Below are 15918 nucleotides of genomic sequence, written 5' to 3'. Positions count from 1 at the left end.
CTGGCGTATCCTCTGAGTTTTTTTATAGGTTTAATTTAGCTCGCGAAGCCGGAAACTGGCAACCATTAAGCCGCCTTACAGGGCCGCTATCAGGATTTCAGTGCCGTCCGTCGTCAGCTTTTTGAACGGCATATCATACGCAGCCGTCAGATTTTCTGTCGTCATAACGTGCGGCGTCTTGCCACTCGCCAGTAATTTCCCTCGACGCATCAACCACGTGCTGCTGGCAAAGCGCAACGTATGGTTAAGGTCGTGGCTGCTCATCACAATAGTAATACCTTGCTGATGAAGTTCAGTCAGCAGCCTGTCGAACGCCGCTTGCTGAGCGACATCAAGGCTGTTCATCGGCTCATCCAGCAACAGCAATTTGCCGTCCGGGTTTCCCTGAGGATGAATTTGCAAAACGACAGCAGCAAGACGGACGCGCTGCCATTCACCGCCGGAAAGCTGATTGACCGGGCGGGCGAGTTTATCTTCAAGCCCTAGCTTTGCGGCAATATCGTGCTGGAGGTGGTGCTGCGATTTATCATGCTGATGCAGCGTCAGATAGTGCCAGACAGGCATAGCGAACGGCGGCGTCTGGTGCTGCGTGAGATAAGCCCGATGGCGGGCAAGCGCTAACGGCGGCCATTCCGCCAACGAGCGGCCCAACAAGCTCACCTGCCCTTTGCCCTGACTGATGCCCGCCATTCTCGCCAGCAGTGTGCTCTTGCCGGCCCCGTTTGGCCCGACAAGGTGCAGACTTTCGCCCTGCATCACGTCCGCTGTGACGGGCTGTAACCGCCCTGCTTCTTCCACTGCCTGAAGCTGCATCAATGGCATGATTACTTCGCCAGCGCCAGTTTGATCGACTCCATCACAATCGGGTCTTCTGGGGTCATATCCGGCGAGAAGCGCTGGATGATTTCACCGTCACGGCCAATCAGGAATTTCTCGAAGTTCCACAGAATATCGCCAGGCTGCTTTGGCGCGCGTCCTTTACTGGCCATACGTTCGTAGAAGCCGCTGCTTTCAGGTGCGACGGCAACAGGAGCCGCCGCCGTCAGTTTTTGGTACAGCGGATGGCGATGCTCACCGTTGACGTCGATTTTGCTGAACATCGGGAAAGTCACACCGTAAGTGGTGCTGCAGAAGGTTTTGATTTCTTCTTCGTTACCCGGTTCCTGACCCAAAAACTGATTGCACGGGAAGCCTAACACGCGAAAACCTTGCGATTCCCAGGCTTTCTGAATGTTCTCCAGTTGCTCATACTGCGGCGTTAACCCGCACTGAGAGGCAACGTTCACCACCAGCAGGACATCCCCTTTAAAGGTCTCGAGACTGATATTTTCGCCATCAATGGTCGTGACGTGGGTGTTCAGAATATCGTGTTGCATAGCATCCTCTTCGGTGATTAACCGGCACTTAGCGGCCAGCTTTCAATAATAGCCAGATAAATACGGGAGCGCCTAGCGTGGCGGTCACAACGCCTATTGGCAATTCCGCCGATGCCAAAGCCAGACGGGCAACAATATCAGCAAAAAGCAGCGTCGTGCCGCCCGCCAGCATGCAAGCCGGGAGCAAAACACGGTGATCCGTCAGGCCACATAAACGCAGAATATGCGGGATAACCAGACCAATAAAGCCAATCGCGCCAGCCAGCGCCACGCTGACGCCCACCAGCCAGCCGGTCACCAGCACCAAAAGCCTGCGCCACAGCCAGAGCGGAAGCCCTAACTGGCGGGCAGACGTTTCGCCTAATGACAGTAAATTCAGCGCCTGAGATTGCAGGCAGACCCACAGCATCGCCGGAAGTAAAGCCAGCATCAGCCACGCCTGGTGCCAGTCCACGCCGCCAAATCCCCCCATCATCCAGTACATCAACTGACGTAAATCAAACGACGTTGAAAAATAGACCGCCCAGGTCATTAGCGCACTGCAAATAATCCCCAGCGCTACGCCCGCCAAAAGCAGACGGCTGGTTGAGAGATGACGACGAGCAAAACGCAGAAGGACAACGGTGATGAGTAGCGCCCCGGCAATCGCACTTAATCCAAGCGCCCAACCGGGGAGCAAACCTTTTCCAAGCAGCACCGCCGCAATCAACCCTACGCCCGCGCCGTTTGAGACACCAAGCAACCCAGGCTCCGCCAACGGGTTTTCAAACAGAGCCTGCATGATTGCGCCAGAGACTGCGAGCGCAGCCCCGACCAGCATCACCGCTAATGTACGCGGCAAGCGAATCTGCCCGACAAACAATTCCCCACGCGGCGTCAGCCAGTCAGGCGGAAACAACCACTGTTCGCCCGCACAAAGGCTAATAAAAATCGCCAGCAGCAGAAGCAGCAGCAACACGCCAAGCCATCGCTGATTTCGTCTGTGCTGTCGTTGGGCGAGTGTGTGCATGAAATCCAGAATCCATTGGGGTCAGGTGAATGATTTTAAGAGGGTTCTGGCCAGGTGGGAAGGAAAAGCTCCGGAAGTTGGCAAAATTGACTGCACACTTACGGCCTCCTTTTTCGGATGTGATTGACGATGACACCTCCACTGACGTGGAGAAACCGGGTACCACAGGGTTTGGTCGGGACGTGGCAACGGAAACACCTCCACTTGGGTGAAGAAGACTTCAGGGACTTACCATCCGATACCCAGCAGCCGGAAACACCTGCACGAGCGTGGAGAAGACGTTTCGTCGCTGATATCCGTAACGCCCCATTGAGAAACACCTCCACGGACGTGGAGAAGACGCAAGCCCTGCACGTCTCGCTAACCGTATATCGGAAACACCTCCACGCTTGTGGAGACGGCGGAGTGATGAATTTCAGCCAGATATAAGGCTGGGAAACACCTCCACGGGCGTGGAGAAGACTTCAGTGTCCCTCGTTTCATACCGTCAAACATAGAAACACCTCCACGGGCGTGGAGAAGACTCTTGCCCCGACAGCCAGGTGTCGTAACAGTGAGAAACACCTCCACGGGTGTGGAGAAGACTCGCCTTTGAGTACGTTCCCGAGTCTTACAGCGGAAACACCTCCACGGGTGTGGAGAAGACAAAGTGGTCAAAGAAGTAGACATCGTCCACATGGAAACACCTCCACGGGTGTGGAGAAGACGGTCGTAGCCGGAAGCCTGGAGACAATCGGTTAGAAACACCTCCACGGGCGTGGAGAAGACGGTCGTAGCCGGAAGCCTGGAGACAATCGGTTAGAAACACCTCCACGGGCGTGGAGAAGACCATCGACCACCTTCAGCGCCTCTGCCGGGTGTGGAGAAGACTTGGCAATTTGGTTTTCGTTTAGCTCCTGCTTGGAAACACCTCCACGGGCGTGGAGAAGACATATACGGCGCGATATAATCAACGCCATCTTTAGAAACACCTCCACGGGCGTGGAGAAGACATCATCATTTCTTTAAACATCTGTTCATCTCCGGAAACACCTCCACGGGCGTGGAGAAGACACTCAAAAAACCTTGATGCGTAAATTTCAAATAGAAACACCTCCACGGGCGTGGAGAAGACCAGCTGTTTCTGGACGGCGACTGATAGAAACTGGAAACACCTCCACGGGCGTGGAGAAGACGTTTTTATGAACCCTTACCTGACTCAGATTCTGGAAACACCTCCACGGGCGTGGAGAAGACCCAAAATAATCCCCGCCTTTAAAAAACTCAGAAGAAACACCTCCACGGGCGTGGAGAAGACACCAATATATTGTTAAAGAACCTTCACTATCAACCCTATATAGTGGTTTTACCTAGTCGACCTGAAATATTTTTTCCAGGACAAGTTGCAGGCCAGAAATTTCGCACAAGGTCTTATCTGGCAGGCCAATCGTGCGGATTTCATAGCCTGGAGCGGTGGGAAGACTTTTAAAGATGACCCCACCGGAGGCTGCGGGGCAGTGGCTCAGCAGGTAATCCACGACCTGACCGGCTACTGCGTCTTTTACGCCTGAAACGAAAACGTTGGCTCTGGGTTCCAGAAACCAAAGTTTCATTCTTCCGCGAACAGCGGGGGGTAAATTATTGGCGACTACGACAATCATTTTTTCTCTTCCCCAAGTAACTGTTTGATATCAAATGCAACCCTCTCCAGTAACTCCATGGTGATAACCCGTTCGCGAAAGCGTTTTGCGAGCAGATGCTTATCATACTGCCCTGCCATTTCTTTATTCAGCGCAAAGGCAAGATCGATGCACAACTCAGCTTTGTAGAGGTCGGCGAGATCATAAATAAATGGCAGCGGTGAACCAGTATGAATGAACCCAATATGCGGCGAGTAGCCCATCGCATGCACGGCGGAACACAAGATGCCATAGAGCGCGGCATTAGCTGATGTCAGGATCTGATTGGTGGTGTCGCTCAGTTCAAATTTATTCGGGGTGAACTGACGTCCTTTCCAGCCGACGCCATACTGCAGCGCTTTCTCCTGATACAACGACCGAACCCTATGACCTTCCATTCCCATCATCTCCTTCAGGCTTTTCTCCCTGAGTTCGGCATCGGGAAAACGCCGTTGATACATCTGTCTCGCGACCTCCAGTGACCGCTTTTTATCGCAGGCAATCGTCATTTGTCGGCGAAAGTTTCTGCTATCCGCAGTAGGTTGAAAGCCTGCGGCATAGAACAAAAGGCTGTCTTCACCGACCCAACAAAGTGCACAGTTTGCCGCTGCTGCCGTTTTCACCGCATCGTGGGTGATGGACGTTCCGGGCCCCAGCAGCAACGTGTTAATCGTTGCTACGGGTAAACGCACCACCTGCCCTTCTGCATCCAGCCATTTCAGGCTGCTGTCATCAATTTCCAGCCGCCCACGTTCAAGGTAGATAAACGGATACTTGTCTTTCACCTGCGGCAATGATTCTCGGGTGATTTTGACGAACAGACGCTTTCCATTGGCCATCGACACTCTCCTTGAAACAGAGCTGCGATAACGCAGTACTAAGATTACGGATGAACAATCGTGACCAGACGATCGCCATAACGTTTATTCTCACCAAACTGCAAGGGCACATCGTTCAGCGTTAGCACTTCCCCCTCTTCTGGCAAGGCCGATGGGAAGACCGTAAAACGAAGCTGTCGGTTTTTCTGCTCCATTAACAGGTCGCTGCGCTCCCAGGCCTCATCGAGCGAGGTGAATATTCCTTGCCCGATAAATTCTGACGGCACGCAGGTTTTACGCCCAAGAGACAAATCCCACACCGGAGCGGCCAGTGCTGCACTCAGTTCGGTTGCTAATACTTGCGGAAGCTCGATAGCGACGGCGAAGGCGCTGTCCTGAAGGTAGTAGCGGTAGGTCATTTTCGTGCCGCCGCCAACGGCCTTTTTGCCCTCACTGGTTTTAGGGATCAGCAGAAGCTGCCACGGGTCGTTCTCGTCATAGCCACTGCCCACCATCTGAAAATCACACAACGGTACCGTCGGTTGAGCGTTGCAGCGTGGCATCGCCCGTACAAACCATTTTCCGCTAGTCAGTTGCGCCAGCATGTCACGCTGCAGTCCACCAGCCCCTAGCGCCGCACAAAGGATGCCGCAAACGCCAGACTGCGTCGGAAATGGCAAGGTATCGCGACGGCCAAAGCGTGAGTCATGTCCCCAACTTTGTAGCGGCCCCTCAAGCCAGAGCAGTAAATAATAGTGGCTCATGATTTACACCACATGAGATTGCAAATCTTGAATCAACTGGTCAATCGCGTAATCCTCGTTGACTCCCCATTCGTAATCACCTTGCTTGCCGAACAGCGACCCGCTGAGCTTTTCTTTTTTCGCCAGATAGGTTTGTAGTTCCTGTATGCTGGGTTGCAGATAACCGCCTTGTACCGCTTTAACTGGCGTTTCAAAAGGAACCTGTAAACGCTGCCCCTTACGTACCAACACTCGCGCGTATTCCCATGGACTGGCACCAGATTGTGTCGTCTGGCGCGCAGAAGGCAGTGCAACAAATAGCGCTTTAGTAAAGGCTGCAATCGCTTTTTGCAGTTGTTCAGTGCTGGTCTCTTGTTCATCGTGGCCCAACGTTTGCGCCAGTTGACCAAGATCGAGACAGACATAGCGATAGTAAGTGGCGGCGTTAAACTCAAGAGTGCCCATGTGCGCCGATCCTGAGGTATCCGGGCAATCATCCAATGCGGTAAAAAACTCCACTTCATTACTGACCTTATGGGTGGAAATCGCATGGTTAAACGAGGCGGCGGCTTCAACATTCATGCTGGCGGCTCTCGCCACCATGCGCCCGAAGAGCGCGATATCCAGTGCATCCAGGTTAGGGTTGAGAATTTTTTTTGCCACTTTTGCCAGCTCTTTATCTTTGATTTCTGCGGCATCAAAGCCCTTTTCTTGCGCATAAGCTGCCAGCGCTGCCGCTTCTGCCTCACTGATAAAAAGTAGCGTGTCGGCTGACAGCAGTTCCGCCATTTTTGTGGCACACGCTTCTGCCTGTTCGCCATTTGCACCTTTCGTAGCAAAATGCGGGAGCAGCAGCTCTTTGACTTTTTTTGTTCTTACGCCCAGCTTGATGCCAAACTCTTGCAGCGCCAGTCGTACCTGGCGTTTCCAGCACTGTGAACTCACGCGAGCGCGGGTGACACCGCCAACAATCGCACTTTTCGGTGCGCCAACATCATCCCGGTTCAGGCAAGTGACCGGAAAGGACTGCAGGACATGAAATTCGATACGGATACTGTTCAGTAAGCTCATGGTAAAAATCCTTTTTATTCGGAGAAGAAGTTGTCGGTTAACGGCACGATTTGCAGCAACCCGCAGCCGAAAGCACGTCCGCGGCCAATGCCTTGAGTGAAGCTGGTTTTAAAGCGCTCAGGGTCGGCTACTGTCAACCTGCCGCTTAGCGTGGCCTGCTGAAGTGTGATGTATTTGTGGGTGCCTGCATCGACTTGCAGCAGGTTAATGTCCTCAACCTGAAGCTGCCGAGGATCGACTGCAATGCCCCAGGCTGTCGCTCGCTGGCAAAACCATGCGCCAATAGCCTCACGTCCACGCACAGGCGTTAACTTGTGAGTTTTAGTGTCGCGGGTGGCAGGGTTGAGACAGACCGAAAAGTGATATTGCTTGTGCAGGAGGAAGTGATCCGGCAGCACTTTGGTTTGCAATTCCCCATATTCAGGTTGGTTTGGGGAGCGATCGGACAAGATAAGCAGTTGCCTGCCGCGCACATCGCCGCCTTTATCGACCCACTGAATGCCGCTGGGCACAGAAGCTTGTTTTTGGTGTTCTGTGCGCACATCGTCAAACAGGTCATACACCACACGGTGCAGGCTGTAGACATCGGTTATTTTCTGCTTCCGGCAGGCGGCGCTGTTGAGATGCAGCGCACTGAGATAAAGGGTCATACGTTGGTCGCCTCCTGCTTGTTGCTGGCATAAAACTGCTGCGCCCAACGCGCTCTGATCCGATCTTTGTTGTAACCAAAATCCGTCAACTCTGATAGCAACCGTTCATAGTCCAGCGGCACGGTGACTCGGCTTTGAATCAATGACAGTAAGGGTCTGAGAATTTGACACACCTCAGCGACCGTGTCGCAGGCCAGCAAACGATTGAGCCGCGATTTTGCCTGGTCGCTTTGACTGCCCTCCGGAAAGCTTTCTGCAATGGCTTTCCCCAGCGTCAGCGTGCCATTTTTCTCCGCCCGGCTGGTTGCCACAGCAGCCACGACTAATGCATGAGCTCTGCGCTTCGTCTCATGTTCAAGGTCGAGACCAAAACGCCCCAGCAACTCCCAACACTGATACTCCGTTGCCGGGTTATTGGCTCGTCGCAGCCGGGCGGCAAAGCCTTTATCTTGCTGGCAACGCTCGAACACATAGTGGATTAACGGCTGATGGTGCGTGTTGCGAGCTTCATTTTTCGTGTTCATGCAACCTCCTTCCCTGTGGTACTTCTGAGATAGTCAGTCAGCACCGGGCGTGCTTCTGCCCAGGCCCCCAACTGTCTTGCGTTTTGCCCTGAGCAAGTCGCGTCGTAAACCCTGTAGATATACTCCGCAAACTGCTTGCGTAACCGCAGACGTTGGTCACTGTCAGGGCTGCTTTCAAGCAGCGTCTGAGCCTGCGTTTCGCACAACTGCCAGTACTGCTCTGTCGCTCTGGCGGCATATTTATTAGGTTCAAGCTTCATCTCACGGCACCAACGGCTGACGCTGCCATATAGCGTCTTCGCCAGTCCCTCTAGCCCAGACATTTCATTTTTGAAGTGGTAGAACCAGCTGTCGCCCAGATGAGCAGGATCTAACCAGTAAAGCGATTCCACCTGATCGTCGCTGCCGGAAATATACTGCTCACCAGCCTGACTGCTAACGCTTAAACCACCAGACCAAACACCAAAGCAGCGCTGGGAAAGGCTCGCTTTGTCTGTAGCCATTCTCAGTTGCTCACACTCCCACTCTGACTGCTGCGGGGAGAGGAAAGCCAGCAGGGACGTCAACTCCCTCCAGGGTCTTCTGCCGGGGTTAATCCACAGCACCTTGAGCTCTTTGCCCTTTTTATTCACCAGCACCGAAGGGTCATACAGCCCTTCTTTGTAGCTGCTGTGGCTTATCCCTTCTGAATAATGCAGCCCCGCTTCCACCAGCAAGCAGAAGCGCGAAACGGGAACAAGCCGCCCCATCAGCGTCTGTTTAAGCGAACGTGCGACAGCACAATCTTCGCCTTCTGGCATCTGTTCCCACGGAGCCACTCCACACCCTTGCGGATACTGGGTAAACATAGCTATCTCCTGTTGCGTGAAGAGATTCAGCCAGAAGGTCTCTGCCAGCGTTTCACCCACACAAAAGCTGTGCATCATTCCCTTAAAGGCAAGCCCAGGGCCAAACCGGCCGGTAGCAGGTTTGCCTTTATCGTTGGTTTTTCCCCGATAGCCTGCACTGAGCACCACGCTGTTGTCGGTTTTCTTCCCGCCAAGCGCCAGACTCATTTGCACCACCAGCAGCAGCGCCCTGTCTGCATCGCTGAGGGCTTTTTCGTTCTGCCGTTCGGTTAACACTGTGGTATTCCCCGTCGACACTTCAGGCAGGACTGTGCCAAAGGGTTTTATCTCTGCTCTGGCGATAGCAGGCATTTGTAGAAAAGGCTTATCTCCGTACAGCCAGAATCTGTCCTGCCATTTGTCCAGATAAGTCAGTACAGCATGGCTTACTCCCTGCGGTTGCAGTGCCAGCCACTGCTGCTCGTCCTGCAGAGCGACGGCTGACTGGCAGAGTGCCTGTAGCAATTTCATTAGCGCGATCTTTTGCTGTGCATTGCCGCCTAATGCTCGTAGATGCGGTTCGCTGAAAAGTTGACGAAGGCTGACGCGCCCCACATCCACCACAGGAATCCAGGGCTCCTCTATCAGGCTGAAACGGTTTTCGTTTTCCGCCATGGTTTAGCTCTCCTTTTTCTCAATCCTGAGACCGATCTTATCCTGATAGCGATAACGGTAACGGGTGTTGCGAAAAGCCCCATCAACCCCACGCACATCGCCCGAAGGTTCCACAATGACAATCCTGACTTCCGGCATTTCCCGCTCTGCCGAATTTCCGGCATACAACAAATGCTGTAATCCCCACTTCCAAAACCATTGCCCATCCTCGCCCTCAGGAGTGCGACTGGGTGGCAAAGACACTTTTTCCTTTTCGAGCTTTAGCGAATATTGCCTGCGTTCGGACTCCGTCATGCGTGACTTTTGCCTCGGAATGATTAGCCACTCTCCGGTCAGCAGTTGAAGATTTAATGTGTTGTTTTTTTCATCGCATAACGCGGCACGCAGTAACAGGAAGCTGCTGTTGTCCTGTTCGCTATAACGGGTACAGACCTTACTTTCTTGCTGGGTGGTTCCGACCATCGAAAGCGTCAGCCGGGCGTGTTGCTGCAACTCATGGATGCCGGGACGTGTGGGTGATGAGCGTCTTCCTTCAAGCAACTCATGCCGCCACTGGCTGAGCGGATCACGTTCTTCCCTTTCCACATAGGTCGCTTCAAGCATCGGGCGAATATCCGCAGGCAGCATCACCGAGTTTTTGTCATGCCAGACTTGCAAAGAGCGACAGAGGATATAGGGCGCATACACCCAGGCACTGCCACCAAATGCCTGATAAGGGGACGCAAGTGCACTTTCCAGAGCCGGAGAAAGGAGCCAGGCTTCGCAGCGTGCGGCGTCAGGGCGCGGTGTTTGTTGATGACGCCATAAACGCCCTAGGCGTTGCATCAGCAAATCCGTGGGAGCCATCCGGGTGACCAGGAAATCAGCGTCAATATCAATGGATTGCTCTAAGACCTGCGTCCCCACCAGCACGGCCCCGCCCTGTTGGCGAACCTGCCAGCCCTCTTTGCCATAGCGATTTACCCAGCGTTCTTCGTGAGCAGTGCGATCGCGCTGGACATAGCGGGAATGCAGTAATCCACTGGCAATCCCCATGCCACTGCCACGCGACGCCAGGGTTGCATAACACGCCTGCGCAGCATCCACCGTGTTTTCAATCCACAGCACCTGTTGCCCCTGCTCTGCACGCAGTAACGCTTCTTCCAGCGCATCTTCGTCCTGGCTAAATTTAAGGGAAATGTTGCGATTCGTGGGCGAAAGCAATCTGCGCGTTTGCACGTCTGTTGCACCCTGTGGCTGATAGGTGATCAGCGGATAGCCATCCCCGCCTTCGACTTTGCCAGTAAATAGCGCATCCCGGCGCGAACCGGTCAGCGTGGCGCTTAAGATGATGACCGTACAGTGAAGATCCCTCAACACCTCAACAAGTTGCTGCAATATGAGGCCAGTGTATGGATCAAATGAGTGTACCTCGTCCACCACAACCACCTTTCCGGCCAGGCCAAACGTGCGCACAAAACCATGCTTCACATTCATTGCGGCCAGTAAAGCCTGATCAAGCGTACCCACTGCGAAAGGTGCCAGCAGCCCACGTTTGCGAGAATCAAACCAGCTACCACCAGGCTGAGCGTCTTCACCGAGACCTTCCTGCAAATGGGCGCTGCCGTGTAACAGCAATGTCTTTTGCCATGCGCTTCCGGGCTCAATGATGTTCTCAAGCCAGTGACTGAAGCGCTGATAGATTTTGTTGGAGGTGAGTTGCGTCGGTAATGCAAAATAGACACCTCGTGCCTCACCGGCCGCCAGAACACGATATGCGGCATACAAAGCAGCTTCTGTTTTACCCATCCCCATTGGAGCTTCAAGAACATAAACGCCGGGCCCTTTGACAGCCTCAAACAAGGCTAGCTGCGCCTCATTCGGTTGATAACCGCCAAATTGTTCATCGAAGCTCAACCCTGGGCGGATGGCTGGCATTGACATATTGGCGTCGGTCAGCGCAAGGGGAAGTTGAGCGCGCCAGTCTTTCAGCGGATCAGTAAACCGTGGGCCAGAGCCAATCCAGTCGGCCACTGTTGTCAGGCCCGCCAGGGACAGTTGCTGCGAAAAGCTGAGAACCTCCGGCCATGTTTCATTCAAGGCCTGTTGAAGCTCTTCGACCAGTTGCTGCCGTGCTGCCTGCCAGGCGACTCCGCCTAACATGTCGTCACTGGCTTTCATGCTGGCGTTGAATGTCCGTAATCCGTGGTGCTGGCCGATGACCGTACTCAGTTCCCCACGGCGGGTAATCGCCTGAATGGCAGAAGCACCTGCACCTGCATGGCCTCCCCAGCCCTCTTCTAACTCGCGCAGTGCAGAGGCTTGAGCTGTCAGCCCAAGAGTGCTCAGCAAAGATTGAGTCAAGGATGATGCAGGCCACTGCAATGCGAGGTGTAAACGCAGATAAAATAGCGGCGAGAGTTTGCCAATGTCATGGCAGGCAGCCACCAACGAACATCCCACGGGAAATAACGCATTCCTCAGAGGGACAGGAAACGAGGCAATAAGAGCCTGGGCGACATGCCCTACAATCAGACAGTGCTCGAAAACGCTGCGCCCTGGCAGAAGGGTATCACCTGAAAGAAATGTTTTCGCAGGACACTCTCTGGCGCTCAGTGCCGGAATGGAGGCCGACACAGCCAGGATAGCTTTCGGGATCTTCATAAGATTGCTCATCCCAACGTTGCTACGTCTTTGGTAGCAGATTAATGGTGATGCGAACGTTACCCTTTAAATCCAAGGGTAATTGAGTGAAGTGTCCAGAAAGTCACATTATCAGAAAGATAAGGGTATAAATGCAGAAAAGAAAAAAGGCCGCATAAGCGGCCTTTTTGGTTAATCAGAAATTACTCTGCTTTGGGCGAAGCGTTTTCGACACGGCTTTTTAACTTCTGGCCGGGTCTGAAGGTCACCACGCGCCGGGCTGTAATGGGAATATCCTCGCCCGTCTTCGGGTTGCGCCCGGGGCGTTGATTTTTATCGCGCAAATCGAAGTTACCAAAACCGGAGAGTTTTACCTGCTCACCGTTTTCAAGAGCGCGACGGATCTCTTCGAAAAACAGCTCTACCAGTTCTTTGGCATCCCGTTTGCTAAGCCCAAGCTTATCAAACAGATATTCTGACATTTCAGCTTTTGTAAGCGCCATAGGTTCAATCCCTCAATGATGCCTGGAATCGCTCTTTTAATGCCTCTACACATTTGGCGACGGTAGCGGCAATATCCTCTTCTTCGAGTGTACGGCTGGTATCCTGAAGGATTAGGCTGATAGCGAGGCTCTTATAGCCCTCCGCCACACCCTTACCGCGGTACACGTCAAACAAGTTTACGCCAACTACATGATTTACGCCAACTTTCTTACACTCGGCAAGAATATCTGCGGCTGGGACGTTTTCTGCCACTACCACAGCGATATCACGACGGTTCGCCGGGAAGCGGGAAATCTCTTTCGCCTGAGGCACCACGCGGTCTGCGAGCTTGTTCCACTCCAGTTCAAAGACCATTGTGCGACCGTTAAGATCCAGTTTACGTTCCAGCTCAGGATGAACAACCCCAATGAAACCAATACGTTCGCCTTTCAGATAAATCGCCGCAGACTGACCCGGATGCAGCGCCGGATTCGCTTCAACCTTGAACTGGATATCGCCCAGCTTGCCGGTCAAATCGAGAACTGCTTCGAGATCGCCTTTTAAATCATAGAAATCAACTGTCTCTTTCGCCAGGTTCCAATGCTCTTCATAGCGATTTCCGCAAATCACGCCGCTCAGCATGACATCCTGACGGATGCCCAGTGGCGCCTGGGTATCTGGCACGAAGCGCAGACCGCTTTCGAAGATACGTACACGGCTTTGCTGGCGGTTCTGGTTGTACACCACGGTGCCCAGCAGGCCAGTCCACAAAGACAGACGCATGGCCGACATTTCGCTGGAAATTGGGCTTGGCAGGATCAGCGCTTCTTCACCCGGATGGATCAGTTGCTGCACTTTCGGGTCAACGAAGCTGTAGGTGATCACTTCCTGGTAGCCTTTGTCGTTCAGCATGGTTTTCACACGCTTGAGTGACAGGTTGGCTTCTTTGTGGGTGCCCATGATCAAACCAGCCTGGACTGGCGTATCAGGAATATTGTTGTAGCCGTAGACACGTGCCACTTCTTCCACCAGGTCTTCTTCGATTTCCATATCGAAACGCCAGCTTGGCGCTACCGCTTGCCACTGGTCCTGGCCTTCAGTGACTTCACAGCCCAGACGACGCAGGATGTCGCTGACCTGAGCATCAGCAATGTGGTGACCAATCAGGCGATCCAGTTTGCTGCGACGCAGAGTGATGGTGGCACGCTTTGGCAGAGTCGCTTCGTGAGTGACATCAATCACCGGACCCGCTTCGCCGCCGCAGAGGTCAATCAGCAGGCGGGTTGCACGTTCCATCGCTTTGTACTGCAGCGCTGGATCGACACCACGCTCATAGCGGTGAGAAGCATCGGTATGCAGACCCTGACGGCGTGCACGACCGGTAATGGAAAGTGGATTGAAGAACGCACATTCCAGCAGGACGTTTTGCGTTTCACCATTAACGCCTGAGTGCTCACCACCGAAGATACCGCCCATCGCCAGCGCTTTGTTGTGGTCGGCGATGACCAGCGTGTCAGCGCTGAGTTTCGCTTCGTTACCGTCCAGCAGTACCAGCGTTTCGCCCTCTTTCGCCATACGCACGACGATACCGCCGTCGATGCGATCCAGGTCGAAGGCGTGCATCGGCTGACCCAGTTCAAGCAGCACGTAGTTGGTGACGTCAACCACAGCATCGATAGAACGGATACCGCAACGACGCAGTTTCTCTTTCATCCACAGCGGCGTGGCGGCTTTAACGTTGATGCCTTTGACGACACGGCCCAGATAGCGCGGACAAGCTTCGGTGGCTTCTACCTTAATCGGGAAGGTGTCAGTGATAGTTGCTGCCACTGGTGCCATTTCTGGCTCGTTCAGCGGCTGCTGGTTCAGCACTGCCACGTCGCGGGCAACACCGATGATACCCAGGCAATCAGCACGGTTTGGTGTGACGCTGATTTCGATGGTGTTGTCATCAAGCTTCAGATACTCACGGATATCCATGCCCAACGGCGCATCGGCTGGCAGCTCGATAATACCGCTGTGATCGTCGGAAATACCCAGCTCTGAGAAAGAGCACAGCATGCCTTCAGAGGGCTCGCCGCGCAGCTTCGCCGCTTTGATTTTAAAATCGCCCGGCAGAACAGCACCGATGGTTGCCACCGCCACTTTCAGGCCCTGGCGGCAGTTTGGCGCGCCGCAGACGATATCCAGCAGACGCTCGCCGCCGACGTTAATTTTGGTGACGCGCAGTTTGTCCGCATTCGGATGCTGACCACACTCAACCACTTCGCCTACAACCACACCGTTGAACACGCCAGCGACCGGCTCAACGCCGTCCACTTCCAGGCCTGCCATGGTGATTTGGCCGGACAGCGCTTCGCTGTCGATGGCCGGGTTCACCCATTCGCGTAACCACAGTTCACTGAATTTCATTGTTCTGTCCTGCCCTTATTTAAACTGTTTGAGGAAACGCAGATCGTTTTCGAAGAATGCGCGCAAGTCGGTGACACCGTAACGCAGCATGGTCAGACGCTCCATGCCCATGCCGAAGGCGAAGCCGGAATAAACTTCCGGGTCGATACCCACGTTACGCAGGACATTCGGGTGCACCATGCCGCAGCCCAGCACTTCCAGCCATTTGCCGTTTTTACCCATGACGTCCACTTCTGCAGACGGTTCAGTGAACGGGAAGTAAGATGGACGGAAACGGACCTGCAAATCTTCTTCAAAGAAGTTATTCAGGAAATCGTGCAGCGTGCCCTTCAGGTTGGTGAAGCTGATATTGGTGTCAACAATCAGGCCTTCCATCTGATGGAACATTGGGGTGTGCGTCTGATCGTAGTCGTTACGATACACGCGGCCCGGCGCGATGATACGAATCGGCGGTTGCTTGTCTTTCATGGTACGGATCTGTACGCCAGACGTCTGGGTACGCAGCAGACGGGTAGCATCAAACCAGAAAGTGTCGTGGTCAGCGCGTGCCGGATGGTGACCCGGAATATTCAGGGCATCGAAGTTATGATAGTCATCTTCAATTTCAGGCCCTGTTGCGACGGTAAAGCCGAGCTCACCGAAGAAACTTTCAATGCGGTCGATGGTGCGAGTCACAGGATGCAGCCCGCCGGTTTCAATGCGACGACCAGGCAGAGAAACATCGATGGTTTCCGCAGCCAGACGCGCGTTCAGGGCAGCGCCTTCAAGGGCCGCTTTACGCTCATTTAACGCCTGCTGAACCTGCTCTTTCGCTTCGTTAATGACCGCGCCTGCGGCCGGGCGTTCTTCCGCCGGCAATTCACGCAGGGTGGTCATCTGAAGGGTCAAATGCCCTTTCTTGCCCAGATACTCAACACGCACGTTATCCAGCGTGGCGACATCATGAGCTTCATTTATGGCTGCCTTAGCACTGGCAACCAGCTCTGCGAGATGTGACATGGTTTTCCTCGTTATTTAGCGATTTTCATCAACGGCAGATACAAAAAAAGC

At 53.8% G+C, this 15918-nt stretch carries 14 protein-coding genes, 1 CRISPR repeat array and 1 other annotated feature (1 of these 16 only partly in view); all 14 genes read right to left on the bottom strand.

The genetic code is table 11. From position 1 onward, the window contains the following. Nucleotides 1-75: 75 nt before the first annotated feature. The 14 genes from btuD to pheS all read right to left on the bottom strand — a co-directional run bounded on the left by btuD (nt 76) and on the right by pheS (nt 15867). Complete coding sequence (btuD, locus tag ACI2I2_RS04990) at nt 76-825, bottom strand: vitamin B12 ABC transporter ATP-binding protein BtuD (protein ID WP_404656930.1); 750 nt, start codon at nt 823-825, stop codon at nt 76-78. Next, nucleotides 825-1376: a glutathione peroxidase gene (locus tag ACI2I2_RS04985; RefSeq protein WP_330982663.1), complete on the bottom strand. Its 552-nt coding sequence runs from the start codon at nt 1374-1376 to the stop codon at nt 825-827. Before ACI2I2_RS04985 ends, btuD begins: the two co-directional genes overlap by 1 nt. Nucleotides 1377-1404: 28 nt before the next feature. Further along, entirely contained in the window at nt 1405-2385 is a 981-nt protein-coding gene (gene btuC, locus ACI2I2_RS04980; protein WP_404656883.1) for a vitamin B12 ABC transporter permease BtuC, read from the bottom strand. A gap of 842 nt (nt 2386-3227) precedes the next feature. Further along, nucleotides 3228-3682: direct repeats of the CRISPR family, unit length 28 nt; unit sequence GAAACACCTCCACGGGCGTGGAGAAGAC. A gap of 52 nt (nt 3683-3734) precedes the next feature. After that, on the bottom strand, nt 3735-3977 hold the full coding sequence (gene cas2e, locus ACI2I2_RS04975) for a type I-E CRISPR-associated endoribonuclease Cas2e (RefSeq protein WP_404656882.1): 243 nt from the start codon (nt 3975-3977) through the stop codon (nt 3735-3737). Between the two features lie 44 nt (nt 3978-4021). After that, nucleotides 4022-4882, bottom strand: coding sequence for a type I-E CRISPR-associated endonuclease Cas1e (gene cas1e, locus ACI2I2_RS04970; protein ID WP_404656881.1), 861 nt, complete (start codon nt 4880-4882; stop codon nt 4022-4024). A 44-nt stretch (nt 4883-4926) separates the two neighbouring features. Further along, nucleotides 4927-5625, bottom strand: coding sequence for a type I-E CRISPR-associated protein Cas5/CasD (gene cas5e / locus ACI2I2_RS04965; RefSeq protein ID WP_404656880.1), 699 nt, complete (start codon nt 5623-5625; stop codon nt 4927-4929). A 3-nt stretch (nt 5626-5628) separates the two neighbouring features. Then, nucleotides 5629-6675, bottom strand: a complete 1047-nt coding sequence (cas7e, locus tag ACI2I2_RS04960; RefSeq protein WP_404656879.1) for a type I-E CRISPR-associated protein Cas7/Cse4/CasC — start codon at nt 6673-6675, stop codon at nt 5629-5631. A 14-nt stretch (nt 6676-6689) separates the two neighbouring features. Further along, nucleotides 6690-7325 carry a type I-E CRISPR-associated protein Cas6/Cse3/CasE gene (gene cas6e / locus ACI2I2_RS04955; RefSeq protein ID WP_404656878.1) on the bottom strand — a complete coding sequence of 212 codons (636 nt, stop codon included), beginning with the start codon at nt 7323-7325 and terminating at the stop codon, nt 6690-6692. After that, nucleotides 7322-7849 (bottom strand): type I-E CRISPR-associated protein Cse2/CasB, encoded by a 528-nt coding sequence (gene casB, locus ACI2I2_RS04950; protein ID WP_404656877.1) that lies wholly within the window; start codon nt 7847-7849, stop codon nt 7322-7324. Before casB ends, cas6e begins: the two co-directional genes overlap by 4 nt. Next, entirely contained in the window at nt 7846-9351 is a 1506-nt protein-coding gene (gene casA / locus ACI2I2_RS04945; protein ID WP_404656876.1) for a type I-E CRISPR-associated protein Cse1/CasA, read from the bottom strand. The genes casB and casA overlap by 4 nt, the downstream gene beginning before the upstream one ends. A gap of 3 nt (nt 9352-9354) precedes the next feature. Next, nucleotides 9355-11994: a CRISPR-associated helicase Cas3' gene (gene cas3 / locus ACI2I2_RS04940; RefSeq protein ID WP_404656875.1), complete on the bottom strand. Its 2640-nt coding sequence runs from the start codon at nt 11992-11994 to the stop codon at nt 9355-9357. A gap of 182 nt (nt 11995-12176) precedes the next feature. Then, nucleotides 12177-12476: an integration host factor subunit alpha gene (gene ihfA / locus ACI2I2_RS04935; RefSeq protein WP_006820203.1), complete on the bottom strand. Its 300-nt coding sequence runs from the start codon at nt 12474-12476 to the stop codon at nt 12177-12179. Between the two features lie 4 nt (nt 12477-12480). Further along, nucleotides 12481-14868: a phenylalanine--tRNA ligase subunit beta gene (gene pheT, locus ACI2I2_RS04930; protein ID WP_404656874.1), complete on the bottom strand. Its 2388-nt coding sequence runs from the start codon at nt 14866-14868 to the stop codon at nt 12481-12483. 15 nt (nt 14869-14883) lie between these two features. After that, nucleotides 14884-15867 (bottom strand): phenylalanine--tRNA ligase subunit alpha, encoded by a 984-nt coding sequence (gene pheS / locus ACI2I2_RS04925; protein WP_330982674.1) that lies wholly within the window; start codon nt 15865-15867, stop codon nt 14884-14886. Between the two features lie 40 nt (nt 15868-15907). Then, nucleotides 15908-15918 (bottom strand) — a sequence feature (Phe leader region); it runs 114 nt beyond the window's last position.

Origin of the sequence: Scandinavium sp. NPDC088450 (genome assembly GCF_044900545.1) — a bacterium.
Classification (GTDB): Bacteria; Pseudomonadota; Gammaproteobacteria; order Enterobacterales; family Enterobacteriaceae; genus Scandinavium.
This window is presented reverse-complemented; position numbering and strand designations above follow the sequence as displayed.